This is a genomic window from Bacillus sp. 0102A, from assembly GCF_036765155.1.
Lineage (GTDB): Bacteria > Bacillota > Bacilli > Bacillales > Bacillaceae > Bacillus > Bacillus subtilis_G.
On record NZ_JBAIZW010000004.1, the window covers coordinates 298,786 to 314,858 of the forward strand.

Below are 16,073 nucleotides of genomic sequence, written 5' to 3' on the forward strand. Positions count from 1 at the left end.
GAGACAGCCCGTTATGATTTATCGTTCGAGCGGCACAACCGCATCGTGTAAAAGCTTGTTGAGATTTTCAGTATGTTTGTTTTTCGTCTGCTCATTCCATTGGAATCGCTCGCTCATAAAATCAATAACGGCATCTTTATATGTTTTTACCCAATTGATATCAAAAAATAAACGTCCCGTTCTGCGGACAAAGAAGTCAGCAGGTGTTGCGGCCAACTCTTCTTCTATACTGTATTCTGCCTCAGCAAGAATATGAACCGGAATGTGGCGTTTCGCGGCCTCATCTTTCAGCGCTTCCACTCGGTTAAAGACTCGCTCTACGTTGGAGCCGTATCTGATCGCCAGCTGTTTTGCGTCTTTTTCTGATAAGCCGGCTGCGATTCCTTCTTTCGTTTTCGCCGTGACAAAGGATATGAGATTTTTCGAACCGCCGACGTGTCCCCCTGAGATTGGCATGTTTTTCGTTTTACATGGCCCGAAATCCTTTTCGCCTTCTTCTTTTAAGCGATCATTCACAAGATCGACGATATGCTCCGCCATTTTTCTGTATCCGGTCAGTTTTCCGCCGGCGATGGTGATCAAGCCTGAGTCAGATGTCCAAATCTCGTCTTTCCGTGAAATTTCAGAAGGGTCTTTGCCTTCTTCATGAATCAGCGGACGCAGCCCCGCCCAGCTGGATTCGATGTCATTCACTGTGATTTTCAGCTCTGGGAACATGTAATTGATTGAACTGATGACGTAATCTCGATCCTCCGTTGTCATTCGCGGATGCTCCAGCGCCTCTTTGTAAACGGTGTCTGTTGTCCCCACGTATGTTTTTCCTTCACGAGGAATCGCAAATACCATACGGCCGTCAGGCGTATCGAAATATACCGCCTGTTTCAGCGGAAAAACAGACTGGTCAAATACAAGGTGAATGCCTTTCGTATGCTGCAAATGCTTTCCGTTATTCGAATGGTCTTTTTCTCTGAGCTGATCGACCCAAGGGCCTGTCGCATTGACAATTTTTTTCGCGTACACTTTATATTCTTTCTTTGTCAGCATATCTTCAATTAATACGCCGACTGCTTTGCCTTTTTCGTAAAGAAGCTCCTTCACTTTCGAATAATTCACAGGCTCTGCTCCGAATTTCACCGCTTCCTTCATGACTTCGATTGTCAGTCTCGCATCGTCAGTGCGGTATTCCACGTAGTACCCGCCGCCTTTTAAGCCGTCTTTTTTCACCAATGGCTCTTTTTGCAGCGTTTCCTTTGCTGAAAGCATGCTTCTTCGTTCTGATTTTTTCACGCCTGCTAAGAAGTCATAAACTCTTAAACCGATGGATGTTGTAAACGAACCGAATGTGCCGCCTTTATGAAACGGAAGCAGCATCCATTCCGGTGTAGTGACGTGCGGGCCGTTTTCATAAACAATCGCCCGTTCTTTCCCTACCTCGGCAACCATTTTCACTTCAAATTGTTTTAAATAGCGCAAGCCTCCATGAACAAGCTTCGTTGATCGGCTTGATGTTCCCGCCGCAAAATCCTGCATTTCGCTGAGCGCGACCTTCATACCCCTTGATGCCGCGTCAAGAGCTGTTCCCGCTCCTGTAATTCCTCCGCCGATAATAAATAGATCGTATGTTTTTTTCGTCATGTCTGTCAGCATGCGATCTCTTTCCAGACTTGAAAATTGATGTTTCATTATTGCTCCTCCTTGTTGTCACGGTGTGTAAATAGAAAAAGAGACCACAACATCCAAAGTGCATACTTACACTTTGGTGCTGTGGTCTCTCCTCATCTCAGGACCGTTCTTATTAACTTGTAACCATTATATCATACTCTTATTCTATTTAAAAGCCATAGCTGCTTTCACGGCTTTTTGCCAGCCTGTATACAGCTCATTTCGTTTTTCTTCTTCAAAATCAGGTTCAAACCGTTTATCCAGATTCCACTGGTTCGCGATTTCAGAACGGTCCTTCCAGAATCCCACAGCAATACCTGCCAAATAGGCCGCGCCAAGCGCAGTTGTTTCATTAATTTCCGGACGCTCCACAGGCACATTCAGAAGATCTCCTTGGAACTGCATCAGGAAATTATTTTTCACGGCGCCTCCGTCTACACGAAGCGTCTTTAATGAAATGTTTGAATCAGCTTCCATTGCGTCAAGCACATCTTTTGTCTGATAAGCCAATGCCTCCAGTGTCGCGCGGATAAAATGCTCTTTTGTTGTGCCTCTTGTCAGGCCGAAAACCGAACCGCGCACGTCGCTGTCCCAGTAAGGCGTTCCCAAGCCGACAAATGCGGGAACAACATATACGCCGTCAGTTGAATCCACTTTCTCCGCGTAAGATTCGCTTAGCGAGGAATCTTTGAACATTCTCAATCCGTCTCTGAGCCATTGGATGGCAGAGCCTGCGACAAAAATACTTCCTTCTAAAGCATATTCAACTTTTCCGTCGATGCCCCATGCGATTGTCGTCAAAAGCCCGTGTTCGGACTTAATTGCTTTTTCCCCTGTATTCATCAGCATGAAACATCCTGTGCCGTACGTGTTTTTCCCCATGCCTTCTTCAAAGCACGCCTGGCCGAACAGTGCGGACTGCTGGTCGCCTGCCGCTCCCGCAATCGGGATGTTTTTTCCGAAGAAGTGATAATCAACAGTTTCCCCATACACATGGGAGGACGGCTTTACCTCAGGAAGCATGGATTTCGGTACGTCCAGAATGTCTAACAGTTCATCATCCCATTTCAAATCGTAAATATTAAACATCAGCGTTCTGGACGCATTGGAGTAATCGGTCACATGCGCTTTCCCGCCGGACATTTTCCAAATGAGCCATGTATCAATCGTTCCAAACAGCAGCTCGCCTTTTTCCGCTTTTTCTCTCGCGCCTTCCACATTGTCTAAAATCCACTTTACCTTCGTGCCGGAGAAATACGGATCGATTAAAAGCCCCGTTTTTTCTCTGAATACATCATTATGTCCTTTTTCACGAAGCTCCTCACAAATGCCGGACGTCTGTCTGGACTGCCAAACGATCGCATTATAGACAGGCTTTCCTGTATCCTTATCCCACACAACCGCCGTCTCGCGCTGGTTCGTGATACCGATGCCGGCAATTTGAGAGGCGCTGATTCCTGATTCAGAAATCACTGATGCGATAACAGCGAGGACAGAGCCCCAAATTTCATTCGCATTATGCTCAACCCATCCTGGATGCGGGAAGTATTGTGTAAACTCCTTTTGAGCGGAGTGAACGATTTTGCCTTCTTTATTAAAGAGAATCGCTCTTGAACTTGTCGTCCCTTGATCTAAGGATAAAATGTATGTTTCCATAAGATGTCTCCCCTTTGATTAAATATATTTTGAATTTGATAATGTTTTAGCTGAATGTGTTTTCGTATAGCCATAGAGTCCTAACAATAACACAACCAATATAACGCTTACAATCCAGAAACTGCTTGTGATATGCCCCTTAAATGCAGCGTTGTAAAATACGCCGCCGAACGATCCGCCTAAAATGGGACCGACTACCGGTATCCATGCGTATTTCCAGTTTGATGGGCCCTTCCCCGGAATCGGAAGAAAAGCGTGGGCAATCCGCGGGCCTAAGTCGCGGGCCGGATTAATCGCATAGCCGGTGGTGCCCCCAAGAGAGATACCGATCGCCACAATGAGAAAACCGACGATTAAAGGATTAAGCCCTTCTGTAAATTGATTTGCCCCAATGGACAAGATGCCGAGCACAAGGACAAATGTCCCGATCACTTCACTTAAAACGTTTGAAAATGTATGCGGAATGCTGGGTCCTGTTGAGAAAACACCCAGCTTGGCAGCGGGATCTTCCGTTGACTTCCAATGCGGAAGGTAATGCAGATAGATTATCACCGCACCGATGATCGCTCCAATCATTTGCGCCGCAATATAAACCGGAACCTCTTTCCATGGAAAATCTCCAACAAATGCAAGCGCTATCGTTAGCGCCGGATTCAAATGGGCTCCGCTGATGCCGCCAACCGCATAAGCCGCCATGGCAACACCCAATCCCCATCCAAATACAATAACAATCCAGCCAGACTGGAATGAAAGCGATTTCTTTAAATTGACACCTGCACAAACACCTGCCCCAAAAATGATCAGCAGCATCGTACCGATGACTTCTCCCCAAAATGCTGTCATAGCACATTCCTCCTAAAGTCACGATTAAGAAGTATGATAGAGAAGAAGCGAATAAAAAAACCACAACAAACCGCTTTACTGGTGCATAGACATGTACCGTAAAGAGCTGCTGTGGTCTCCGAGTTCTCCATCACAATGTATTAACCTAGTGCAATTGTATCAGTTTATGTAAGCGGTGTCAATCACTTTCTGTCAAAAAGTTTTCATATTTCTTCCATAATTTGGTATTTGACGTTGTGACGGCCACAGCCCCCGCTTTCAAGGCCCGTTCCACATCCTCTTCCGTACGGATGAAACCGCCGGCAAAGATAGGAATCCCCGTTTTCTCTTTTATTTCTTGAATGAGTGACGGAACGATGCCTGGCAGCACTTCAATGAAGTCAGGTTTATGCTTGCCGACAAACTCCATGCTTTTCTCCATCGCGCTTGTATCAAGCAGAAAGAGGCGCTGAATCGCATAAATTTTCTTCTGCTTCGCTTTGGCAATCACGCTTGACCTTGTTGAAATAATCCCGGCTGGCTTGATGTCCTGGCAAATAAACTCTGCTCCGTATTCGTCATGCTTGATCCCTTGAATGAGATCGACGTGCACCATCATGTTCTTTCCGTGCTTTTGCGCTTCTCTGATCACGCCCTTCAGCTGGCCGAGATGAATATCAAGAATAACACCGTAGGAAAATGAACTGTTCAAAAACTCATCAAATTGTTTCATATTTCGTATAGCCGGTAAAATCGGCTGATTGTGAAAACTCATCATGTGCTCCTTTAATAAATCACTTTTATATTACATCGTTTGAAAGCTTTCTTTCACCGTTTTCACGATAAAGGAAAGGTCCTCTTCTGTCAGGCAAAATGGCGGCGCGAGCTGGATGACGTTGTTGTAGCCGGCGACTGTATCCCCGTTTTTGCCGATGATCAGCCCTTTTTCTTTGCACGCTGCAACCACTTGGTTTACTTTGTCGGCATCTGCCGGCTCTTTTGTCAATTGGTCTTTGACGAGCTCGATTCCGATCAGCAGCCCTTTTCCTCTTACATCTCCGACTGCCGGGTGTTCTCGCAAAACCTGAAGCTCACCCAAAAGTTTTGCTCCAAGGTCGCGGGATCGCTGAATCAGCTGTTCGTCCTCCATAATTTGCAGGTTTTTCAACGCCACTGCACAGGCAGCCGGGCTTCCGCCGAACGTGTTCACGTGACGGAAACGGTCGTAAGTCGCTTCCCCCTGATACGCTTCGAAAATATCCCGTTTAACAGCAGTCGCTGACAATGGCAGATACGCGCTTGTGATTCCCTTTGCCATCGTAATGATATCAGGCTTCACGCCGTAGTGCTTAAATCCGAACGGCTCGCCTGTCCGTCCAAACCCGCAAATGACTTCATCGCAAATCAAAAGAGCGCCATGGCGGCGGCAAATATCCTCCACCCTCTTCATATATCCGTCCGGCGGCATTAGGATGCCCCCGCCTGTTATGATAGGCTCCATGATGACCCCGGCAATCGTTTCGCTTAATTCCCATGTCATGATGCGGTCAATTTCATTTGCGCTTTCAAGCGTGTCGGCATCCTCCGGGTTCCGGTATACATCTGGCGGGGCTGCATGCAGAAACCCTTGGCTTAAAGGCTCATATTTATATTTCCGCTGCGCCTGTCCGGTTGCCGAGAGCGCTCCCAATGTATTGCCGTGGTATGCCCTGTATCTCGAGATGAATTTATAACGGCTGTGGCCGCCGCTTTGCAGATGGTACTGGCGGGCGATTTTAAAAGCAGTTTCGTTTGCTTCCGATCCGCTGTTGGAAAAAAAGATGACATAATCGCCGCCGAGCCATTCATTCAGCTTTTCCGCCAGTTGAATTGCCGGTGCGTGACTTTGCGTTAACGGATAATATGGAAGCTCCTTTAGTTGCTCATAGGCAGCCTCAGCAAGCTCCTTTCTGCCATAACCTATATTGACGCACCACAATCCTGACATCGCATCCAAATAGCGGCGTCCGTCTATGTCCGTCACCCAAGCCCCCTCGGCCTTTTGGGCAATCAGGCTGTCCGCTTGATGCGCTCCCTTCATGGCATGCCACACAAATTGCTCATCTTTTTGCTTTAATCCCTGAAGTTGCTGACTGTTTTCCATCCCCATCATCTCCATTTCATTAGCGTTCGCTACATTGCCAATCCAATTGAAACAGACCTTTTCTTATGTGATGTCTTGGTGATGATTTCCCTGCCTTCAATATAAAGCCAGACGGGGTTCGAGTCAATAAACCGCGGAATGAATAAAACACCCTCTATCTCAAGAAGAAAGAGGATGCAGCATCCAAAGCAAAATAGGCAAGGTAACAATGCTCAGCATCGTACTGATAAAAGTCGCGCTCGAAACGACTTCCGGCCTTGTATTAAACTGGACAGCCATTAAAGTGGTATTGGCAGCCGTCGGCATAGCCGCGACGAGAATCATGATTTGTTTTGTCATGTCATCCACCGGCAATATCAATGTGAAGCCTAGCGCAATCACCGGAGATACCATCAGCTTCAAAAGCAATGAATAAGAAATTTTTCTGTATTCAATATTCTTAAAAGAGATCACTGCAAGCTGCATGCCAAGAATGATCATAATGGTCGGAATGGCAGCATTTCCGACCAGCTCAATCCCCGTCATTAACTCTTTAGGGATTGAAATATGCATAAGCTGAAGTATTGACCCAAAAAGTGCTCCGTACGCAACAGGCATACGGATGACCCGGGTTATGACCGTTTTAAATCCGCCTTCCTCCGAACCTCCTTTTGCCGCATAATACAAGCCGATCGTGCTCATGATTAACTGCTGCAGCACCATTAACACCACAGCCGTATCCAGCCCGGCTGTTCCAAACACCAGCAGGACAACAGGCGTTCCGTAATTCCCATTATTCATAAAAGCGGATGACAGAATCATGGCGCAGCGATCTTGGTTCGGGTACTTATGAAAAAAAGATAAAAAGGAGACAAATAGAATAAGGACTAAGCAAAGCCCCAGCACAAAAATAGAGAGATAGACATAATCCATCGTGAGCTTGTTCGTATAAAACGTATCAAACGCCAGAAAAGGAGACATTAAGTATAAGGACATTTTGGACAGTGTTTGTATATCAAAGCCGAGCGTTTTCTGTCCGATATAGCCAATTGCAAAAATTCCGAATACAGGAACTAAAACAAGCAGAAACTCCATCAGGCACCTTCTTTTCCAGAATACAATTTCCTTTTATTTTAAAGAAAGCGCGTAACCGTTTCAATTCCGCTTATGATAAAAAACCCGCCAATTCAGGCGGGTTTCAGAATTATTTTTTATATTGAATATGATAAATATCACGCCGTCTGTCTTTTAACTGGCGCACCGTACCGTTTTGGCGCTGTCTTCTGAGAATTTCAAGATCAACATCACCGATGACGACCATTTCGATATTCGGATTTGTTTCACCGACAATGCCGTCTCTGGCGAATTCAAAATCGGATGGTGCGAAGATGCCTGACTGAGCGTATTGGATATCCATATTTTCCGTTTGCGGAAGGTTTCCAACCGTCCCGGAGATGACCGTATAAATTTGATTTTCAACCGCTCTTGCCTGCGAACAGTATCTGACACGCAAGTATCCTTGGCGGTCTTCTGTACAAAATGGCGTAAAAATGATTTTTGCGCCTTTATCCGCCGCAATCCGGGCGAGCTCAGGAAATTCTATGTCATAACAGATCTGAATCGCAATTTTCCCGCAGTCCGTATCAAACACGCGAACCTGGTCTCCTGCGCTGATTCCCCACCATTTGCGTTCATTCGGCGTAATATGGAGTTTGTATTGTTTCTCGATCGTTCCGTCCCGTCTAAACAAGTAAGCGATATTGTAAATCTTGTCTTCCTCTTCGACAAAATGAGACCCGCCGATGATGTTGACATTATACTTCACAGCCAAATCAGTAAATAAGCTGATGTAATCTTCTGTATACTCGGTAATTCTCTGAACCGCCAAGCTCGGTGACCGTTCCTCAAGGAAAGACATCAGCTGGGTTGTAAAAATTTCCGGAAACACAGCAAAATCAGATCGCGCGTCTGAGGCGACATCGACATAGTATTCTACTTGATTGGCAAATTCCTCAAAGGAATAAATTTTCTTCATTTCGTATTGGATAACACAAATTCTCACAGGGAACGCCGATTTATAATAGCGTTTTGTCTGCTGAGGAAGATAATCGACATTATTCCATTCCATCAGCGTCGCATACTTGATCGAAGCTGTATCGTCCGGGAGATAATTCGGGTTAATCCGCATAAGGGTAAAACCATTCATCAGCTGAAAAGAAAGGACCGGATCGTAAATTTGGTGGCGTGTCACCTGCTCAACATACTCTCTCGCCGTCATTTCATCTGCATATTTGTGAAAGTTCGGAATCCGTCCGCCTATGATGATGCTTTTCAGATTTAAACGTCTGGCCAAGTCCTTTCTTGCCTCATACAAACGGTGGCCGATCTTCATTCGTCTGTATTCCGGATGCACCATGACCTCAATGCCGTACATATTCAAGCCATCAGGATTATGATTGGTGATATAACCGTCATCTGTAATGTCCTGCCAGGTGTGGCGGTCATCATATTCATCAAAATTAATCAGGAGGCTTGAGCACGAACCGATTATTTCACCTTCGAATTCTGCACAAAACTGCCCTTCGGGAAAATGCTCCAAGTGGCTGATTAAATGCTCCCGCTTCCAAGGGTCCATCCCCGGAAAACAGTCCTTTTGAAGATCAATAATCTTGTCGATATCTTTCTCTTCGATATTGCGAATGGCCATTTTCTTTTCAAAACGGCTCAAATCTAATTTCTCAGACAATCTACTCGCTCCTTTTTAGTGTTGTGCGTTCAGATGATCAAGCAATAGGGCGAGCTCCATCTCCGCCATTGATTCAAGCCTGTGATCATAGTCTTCAAACATCAAGGTGCCGGTCACTTTATTCGGGACGATGACACACTTCATCCCCGCCCTTTTCGCAGCAATCGAACCATTGACAGAATCCTCGAACGCCAGACATTCAGATGGCGATACCCCAAGGTTCTTTGCCGCCAATACATACAGCTCTGGATTCGGCTTCACCTCTTCCACATCATCCGCCGTTTGAATGACCTCAAAATCATCAAACAGGCCGATTTGCTTCAAATGGCCGGACACCCATTTATAGTCAGAGCTGGAGGCAAGGCCTACTTTTAAGCCTAAATCCTTTGCCGCATTCAAATACGCTTCGACACCCGGTCTCGCTTTTTCTGTTTCCATGCGTTTCGTAAACCGCTCTCTTCTCAGTTTTGTCAGCTCTTCATGGTTCAGCTTTTGGCCGATCTGCTCTTCTAAATATTCAAAAGGCTGAAATCCCGCGGCTGTTCCGATGACCTTTCCCCAGACGGATAGCGGAAGGACCGAGCCATGTTCCTCAAATATTTCCTGAAGGACTTCATATTCATGTGTTTCTGTATCGAGAATAAGCCCGTCAAAATCAAAAATTAACGCTTTAATCACTGCGTACAACTCCTTTAGTCCGAATTGAGACATATGTATACACTATACCCCGAAACGTGTCTGCTTTCAAAAAGTAAGGGTTAATGTGAGAAAGAGCCTGCACACCGCAAGCTCTTTCTTATTAATGAATGTTTTGATGAGAAATGTTTGTCAGCGCTACTCCCGCAGACTCGTTCGACATCTGATTGACTGCCAGGTCTCCAAGCGCAACGATCCCGACTAGATTGTTTTGATCTACAATAGGAAGGCGGCGGATTTGGTGCTGGGCCATCAGCTGCGACGCGTCTTCCAGGCTCATATTGGGATTTCCTGATATGAGGTCTGTTGACATCACTTCTGAAACGGGTGTCTGGCCATCTCGGCCGTGAGCTGTAGTTCTTAATGCAATGTCGCGGTCAGTCAGCATTCCTTTTAAAACACCTTGATCTACAACAGGAATCGCCCCGACGTTATACTGGTTCATGAGAGAAGCCGCTTCCTGAATCGTTTGATTCGGAGAAACGGTTGCCACCTGCGTTGTCATTGTATTTTTAACTGAACTCATTGTCAGCACCCCTTTCATCCATTAGTATGTTCAGACACGCGCTGATTAAAAAGGGAGTTAGAGGAAAGGTTTTATGATATGATTTCTTTGATGCAAAAAAGAGCTTTTCTGAAAACAGAAAAGCTCCTGCCGCCGGATTATATCAGCCTTCTGTGACCGGAAAAGGCTTTATTTGTCTTCGTTTGAAAGTCAGAAAAAGCAAACGGAAAATAAATCCCAAAATCATTCAGCATCTTGCTGTTTTTCTCAAAAATCGCCTGATTACTTATATCAGCATGCGGTGAAGGCTTTGTCAGAATAATATGTATCATTTGCAGACAAGCCATAATTTGAAATGCTTCTTTTAATGTTCCTTGGTAATAATGGTTATTTAAAGACAGAACGCCTTTCTTTTTAAAGCGCTGAATGTCCAGTTCGGAGAAATAAAAAGGAAATACATCATGGAAAATCTCCATTGACAGCTCCTTGATAAAGCTCTCTTGTTCTGCAGTTGCTGCGTTCACAATTCTCAAGTCAATCACCTTTCTTGCCATCGAATATCCTAACTCTTTATCAAGAATAGCACAGAAAAAAACCCGAATGCTAAGGTAAGTGTTTCCTATGAGAAATGCGGCCTTCCGCTTCGAAAAGGAGCCATTTGACATGAAACAAAAAGGCAGAGGGCTTGAGCTCCTCATCAATGAAAAACAGGATGGCCAATGGCTGTTTTCTGTACTGAACACAGCGCTCAAAGCCTCTAAACCCGTGCTTCAAGACTGGGTGTCCCATCATCGGATAAAGGTCAATCACGAATCCGTCTTACACAATATAACCGTAAAAAAGGGAGACCGCCTGTTCATTGATCTTCAGGAAAATGAAGAATCTTCCGTCATACCGGAATATGGAGAACTTGATATTTTATTTGAGGACAATCACGTGCTCATCGTGAATAAACCTGCGGGCATAGCGACACATCCGAATGAGGATGGCCAAACCGGCACATTGGCTAACTTGATCGCATACCATTATCAGGTGAATGGCGAAACATGCAAGGTGCGGCATGTCCACCGCCTTGACCAGGATACATCTGGCGCCATCGTTTTTGCCAAACATCGTTTGGCACACGCCATTTTGGATCAGCAGTTAGAGAAAAAGACGCTGAAACGCACGTATACCGCCATCGCTGAAGGAAAGCTAAAGACAAAAAAAGGGACAATTGATTCACCGATCGGCAGAGACAGATCACACCCGACAAGACGCCGGGTTTCACCAGGCGGGCAAGCAGCCGTCACTCATTTCAAGGTGATTGCCGGCAATGCGAAGGAGCGGCTGTCACTGGTTGAGTTAGAGCTGGAAACAGGCAGGACACACCAAATTCGTGTTCATATGGCGAGCATCGGCCATCCGCTGGCAGGAGATGCGCTTTACGGAGGCGGAAGCACGCTGCTAAACAGACAGGCGCTGCATGCCAGAAAGGTACAAGCGGTTCACCCAATAACCGACGAGCTGATTGTTGTCGAGGCGCCTTTCCCAGCTGATATAGAAAACCTTTTCCACTCTTATTTTTCCTGAAGAAAAAGCCGCAGGCATCGCCCGCGGCTTTTAAGTAACCCGTTTTCCATATATAATATAGCGTTTCGGGGCATTGCCGATATATGAAAACGGATAGCAGGTCGTCAGAATGAGTTCCTCTTTTTCATGCTGGAGGGTAATAATGGATGTGTCGTCTTTATCGACAATTTTTGTTTTTACTATTTCATACGTGAAATCGCCATATGACAGGAAAATACGAAGCCTGTCCCCTTTTTCCAGCTCTCCCGTCCGGCGAAACACGGTATCCCGATGTCCCGACAGTACAATTTGCCCGTTTTCATCAGGATAATAGCTATCCTTGTAATGCCCGACACCTTTTTCTAAATCATCTGCATCGGTGCCCTCCACGATCGGAAGCTCAGCCTTAATTTTGGGTATCTCCAAAATGCCGCTCGCTTGTCCGGTCTCAGGCTTAAATGATGCTTTGTTCTCTGCTTGAACAGCGCTTTTTTTCTCGCGCGAAGCTACCCGCTGCTTTTCAGCCGCCAGTTTCGCTTCTTTTAATGTCTGTTCGGTCTTCATATTGGTATCGATCAATTTAAGGCCACCATAGCCTGCGATCACTAGGCCGGCCGCAATGATGACGAGTGGAATAACCTTTTTCACGTTTTGGAGGCGCTCCTTTTTCTTCTGACATATAGATAAGTTCCGAACAGTGCCGCCGCCGCACCGATCACGATAAAGTTATAGTAGCCCGCTGATGTATCCGGAAGCTGATGATCAGACCCGCTTTCGGCAATCCCGTTTGGCACTGGCAATGTGCTGATACCGCCCGCAGTATCAGCGGTTTTTTTCGGTATTTCGTCGATTCTCAAACTGGCTGAAGGCGGAAGCTGATGAACCGGTACAGTACCCGGAGTCTCTTTTATATCAGTATGATCCTCCCCAGGCTCTGGGACGTCTTTAACCGGCTGATCCATCCCCGGTCCATTTCCCGGGTCTTCTGTTACAGGGTCTTCAATGTCACTGGCTTCAGCAAGCTTAATTCTTCCCTCTTTTGTATAAGAAATAGGCTCATCAAAGCTTTTTACGTACTCAACTGTCGCGTCCAAATCCTCGGGACCTGTCACAGGATTTTTCCCAAGCGATCCGATTGGCTGATATTTGGTCCCTGTCGCCGTCGCCATAAAATTATTAACGGTCAGTGTGTATGTCGCATCAGGCTGAATCTCGGCGCCATCTGCCATTTTCATCTCGACAGCTTTTCCGGTTTCTTTATCCCACGTATACGTAAACCCGCTGATGCTGTAGTCAGGCCCAAAAACCGGCGAGATTTGCGCATTAATAATCTTTCTTAAATCTTTTCCCTTAATCTCAAGCTTCGTTAACACATTACCGAAAGGCTGGATATTGTAAAGATCTCCCCACGTAATGGGGCCCTTCTTCAGCGCTTCCCGTATTCCGCCGCCATTCATAAGGGCAAAATCCGTTTTCATGGCCGCTCTCATGCCATCCGCAATCAGATTTCCAAGTGGCGTGTCCCCGTCATTCGAATAACCGCCTTCCATGTCAATAGCCGCTTCACCGACAACCTCACTGATAATCGGTTCGGCTAGTGTTTGATATTTATTTAAAATAGCTGAGGCGCTTGGATCCGGTTCTATTTTACTCTGATCGACATATTCAATTTCCGCCGACTTTTTCACAATGTCTTTTGTCGTTTTATCGATCTCTACATCAACAACACCTATCGCTTTTCCATATTCAAAAGCCTGAACGATCAGTTTTCCGTTCACTTCGCCGTTAACAATCTTGTGATTATGCGCTGCAAAAATCACATCTATTTCAGAATCTGTTTTGTTTGCTAAATCTGCTGATTCACCTGTAATTGCAGTGCCATTTTGTTCAGCTGACATATGTGCGAGAACCGCGATGGCCTTCACGCCTTTTTTCTTCAGCTCTTCGGCCGCCTCATTCACCGCTGTCACTTCATCGGTAAATTCGATGTTTTTTATTCCCTCAGGCATGACCATACCCGCTGCCGACTGTGTGACAACCCCGATAAAAGCAACCGGTATGCCCTCCACATTTATGATGTCATATGCCGGCAAAAAGGGCTCTCCAGTCGATTTCATCTTACAATTTGCGCACACAAGGGGAAAGTTCTGTCCATCATATCCGCTTGTGCCTTTCGGGTGATCTCCGCCGTTTAAAATCCTCAGCAGTTCATCCGCACCTTCATCGAACTCATGATTGCCGACAGTTCCGACATCAAATCCGATATCCTCCATCAATTCTACAGTTGGTTCATCTTGTAGTAGAGATGAAACTGGAGAGCTGCCTCCGATCATATCACCAGCGTGAACAATCAGCATGTTTTTCTTTTCAGCCTTTTTTTCTTTCAAATATGCAGCCGCATAGTCCATGCGTCCAAAGACGCCGTCTGCAGTTCCGTTTCCATCAAGGTCAAGCTCATATTGCTGATCAATCTTGCCATGCAAGTCGTTCATACTGAGAATACTAAGCGACACATGTTCTTGCGGTGCCGTTTGCCTCTTTTTATATCCTGCACTTTCCGCTTCACTTGCTGAGGAGAAGAAAATTCTGTTTTCCACAGCCACCCGCTTCCATTCAGCCGGCTCCACATACGTTTTATTTGACGAATCTCCCACATATCTTGTCAGGCCTTTCCCCTGCTCTCTGGCTCTAAACTCAAACGGCATTTCCATAAGGGGGTCGTTTTCATTCCATAATCCTTTTTGTGCTTTTTTCGCAGCGGCTGCGGCAGCCTGAAACTGCTGATAATCCTCTTCATTGTCTACAGGCCAAATAAAATACGTCGGGGCATAGCCATTTTTGACAAGCTCTAAGTTCACATTTGAACCCGGCTTTGTTATGACCTGCCCGAGAAGTCTGCCATAGCTGTCCTTGGCTTCACTTCCGACTTTAACAGTAATGTCATCTCCCGGAGACAAAATTGTTTTTAGATAGTCAGATGCTTTTTTGCCAAACCTTAATTGATTTTCGTCTGCTTCATTTTTTGGTGTGTGATACGTTTCAGGTGTATCTACATTTACAAACCGGATTTTTGTCGTTCCAAGTATCGGAGATTTGAGATGAATGGTATCACCGTCAACAACCCGATCAACAATACCTTCATATTCACCCTCCGCAGACGGAGGAGCTGGCTGTTCTTCGAGCAGCTTCAGGTCAGACGATTTTCGCGGAAGCAGCTGAAGGGATTGGTACCTGCTTAACACACCGGTAAATTCATACCATTTTCCCTCATCAAGTTCGCCTATGGCCCCTGTTTCATTCATAACCCGAAGTATCATAGCATGGTGGTCTCCATCAATCATCGTTACATTATAGCCGCCGCCGGCTGGAGAATTTGGAATTGAGGAAACAAACGCTTTTAGTGTCACAAGCCGGCCTTCAAACTGATCACCCAGACTGCTGTTAACCAGTTCATTGATTGTTGAATGTATGGGAGCGGGGAGAGATTGGTTTGACTGGTTGATTTTGATGCCTGATGAGTTTGGAACGATTTCTGTCAGCCCTTGGTATGTCGTGATTTTTCCTTTTACCGTGATATCCATGCCTTCTTTTAACTCGGGAAACAGTTCAGGGGAAGACGAATAAATGTTAATGCCTCCGGTTTCATCCTGCATAAAGGTCGACAGCTTCCCGCCTCCGACCGAGCTTTGATCAGCAGTGACGATCCCTTTTATTGTTACTTCTTTATTCAGACGACCCCGCGCTTCATTTATCGTCACCAGCTGTTCAGCCGGCGGCGTTTTCATGTCATCAGTTAAGTTCATCGACTGAACGTTCTTAAGTCCTGTCGTGTTAAAGTATTCTTCAAGCTGTCCTTGAACAGTTATCTTTTTTCCAAGAAGAAGCGGATTGGTTTGCAGCCCAAATTGGCTCCTAAAGTCGGAGGGGATTTGCACAGGAAGGATGTGTTCCGGCGATGCCTCATTTTTACTGTCCGCCAGCGCAACATTATAATCATTTGAAAAAGGGCTTGTCAGTTTATACCGCTGCGGGGAAACAGCCTGGCCGACAGCATATCCTTCAACAAGCGCCTGTCCTTCTTTTTGCTGTACCGCCATATCAACCGATATCGGATGTTGCGGATCAGCCGCCTTTACAGCTTCGCACGTGTACATCACATTTAAGAACATCAATGCCGCGACTAACACTATATGCAGAATACGCCTCATCATTTTTCCTCCCTTAATAAACACATTACAGCTTATCATTTCGACAGGCACCATATAATTCCTTTCAGGCTTCTGCATAAAACGCGGCAGACTGATACAAAATAC

At 45.8% G+C, this 16,073-nt stretch carries 13 protein-coding genes; 1 reads left to right on the forward strand and 12 read right to left on the reverse strand.

The window, feature by feature from the left end:
• Positions 1-18: 18 nt before the first annotated feature.
• The 10 genes from glpD to V6D41_RS12085 form a co-directional block, all read right to left on the reverse strand.
• On the reverse strand, positions 19-1,686 hold the full coding sequence (glpD, locus tag V6D41_RS12040) for a glycerol-3-phosphate dehydrogenase (RefSeq protein WP_087991181.1): 1,668 nt from the start codon (positions 1,684-1,686) through the stop codon (positions 19-21).
• A 141-nt stretch (positions 1,687-1,827) separates the two neighbouring features.
• The gene (glpK, locus tag V6D41_RS12045) at positions 1,828-3,318 is read right to left on the reverse strand and encodes a glycerol kinase GlpK (RefSeq protein ID WP_333518352.1); all 1,491 of its coding nucleotides are present in this window, start codon (positions 3,316-3,318) and stop codon (positions 1,828-1,830) included.
• 18 nt (positions 3,319-3,336) lie between these two features.
• On the reverse strand, positions 3,337-4,161 hold the full coding sequence (glpF, locus tag V6D41_RS12050; protein WP_087991179.1) for a glycerol uptake facilitator protein GlpF: 825 nt from the start codon (positions 4,159-4,161) through the stop codon (positions 3,337-3,339).
• A gap of 178 nt (positions 4,162-4,339) precedes the next feature.
• The gene (gene glpP / locus V6D41_RS12055) at positions 4,340-4,918 is read right to left on the reverse strand and encodes a glycerol uptake operon antiterminator GlpP (protein ID WP_087991178.1); all 579 of its coding nucleotides are present in this window, start codon (positions 4,916-4,918) and stop codon (positions 4,340-4,342) included.
• A 27-nt stretch (positions 4,919-4,945) separates the two neighbouring features.
• The gene (locus V6D41_RS12060; RefSeq protein WP_333518353.1) at positions 4,946-6,298 is read right to left on the reverse strand and encodes an aspartate aminotransferase family protein; all 1,353 of its coding nucleotides are present in this window, start codon (positions 6,296-6,298) and stop codon (positions 4,946-4,948) included.
• 144 nt (positions 6,299-6,442) lie between these two features.
• Entirely contained in the window at positions 6,443-7,357 is a 915-nt protein-coding gene (locus V6D41_RS12065; RefSeq protein ID WP_333518354.1) for an AEC family transporter, read from the reverse strand.
• A gap of 109 nt (positions 7,358-7,466) precedes the next feature.
• Positions 7,467-9,008: a bifunctional GNAT family N-acetyltransferase/carbon-nitrogen hydrolase family protein gene (locus tag V6D41_RS12070; protein ID WP_148964392.1), complete on the reverse strand. Its 1,542-nt coding sequence runs from the start codon at positions 9,006-9,008 to the stop codon at positions 7,467-7,469.
• Between the two features lie 15 nt (positions 9,009-9,023).
• Complete coding sequence (locus tag V6D41_RS12075; protein ID WP_148964391.1) at positions 9,024-9,686, reverse strand: HAD family hydrolase; 663 nt, start codon at positions 9,684-9,686, stop codon at positions 9,024-9,026.
• 121 nt (positions 9,687-9,807) lie between these two features.
• Positions 9,808-10,230, reverse strand: a complete 423-nt coding sequence (locus V6D41_RS12080) for a CBS domain-containing protein (protein ID WP_148964390.1) — start codon at positions 10,228-10,230, stop codon at positions 9,808-9,810.
• A gap of 137 nt (positions 10,231-10,367) precedes the next feature.
• Positions 10,368-10,763 carry a YhcU family protein gene (locus tag V6D41_RS12085; RefSeq protein WP_333518355.1) on the reverse strand — a complete coding sequence of 132 codons (396 nt, stop codon included), beginning with the start codon at positions 10,761-10,763 and terminating at the stop codon, positions 10,368-10,370.
• 109 nt (positions 10,764-10,872) lie between these two features.
• On the opposite strand from V6D41_RS12085, the gene V6D41_RS12090 reads away from it, so the two are divergent.
• Positions 10,873-11,781, forward strand: a complete 909-nt coding sequence (locus V6D41_RS12090) for an RluA family pseudouridine synthase (RefSeq protein WP_333518356.1) — start codon at positions 10,873-10,875, stop codon at positions 11,779-11,781.
• Positions 11,782-11,811: 30 nt separating this feature from the next.
• Here the strand turns inward: V6D41_RS12090 and srtA are convergent, their stop codons facing one another.
• Together srtA and V6D41_RS12100 are read right to left on the reverse strand one after the other, a co-directional pair.
• Positions 11,812-12,408, reverse strand: coding sequence for a sortase SrtA (srtA, locus tag V6D41_RS12095; RefSeq protein WP_333518357.1), 597 nt, complete (start codon positions 12,406-12,408; stop codon positions 11,812-11,814).
• Positions 12,405-16,022, reverse strand: coding sequence for a 5'-nucleotidase C-terminal domain-containing protein (locus tag V6D41_RS12100; protein WP_333518358.1), 3,618 nt, complete (start codon positions 16,020-16,022; stop codon positions 12,405-12,407). Before V6D41_RS12100 ends, srtA begins: the two co-directional genes overlap by 4 nt.
• Positions 16,023-16,073 lie beyond the last annotated feature (51 nt).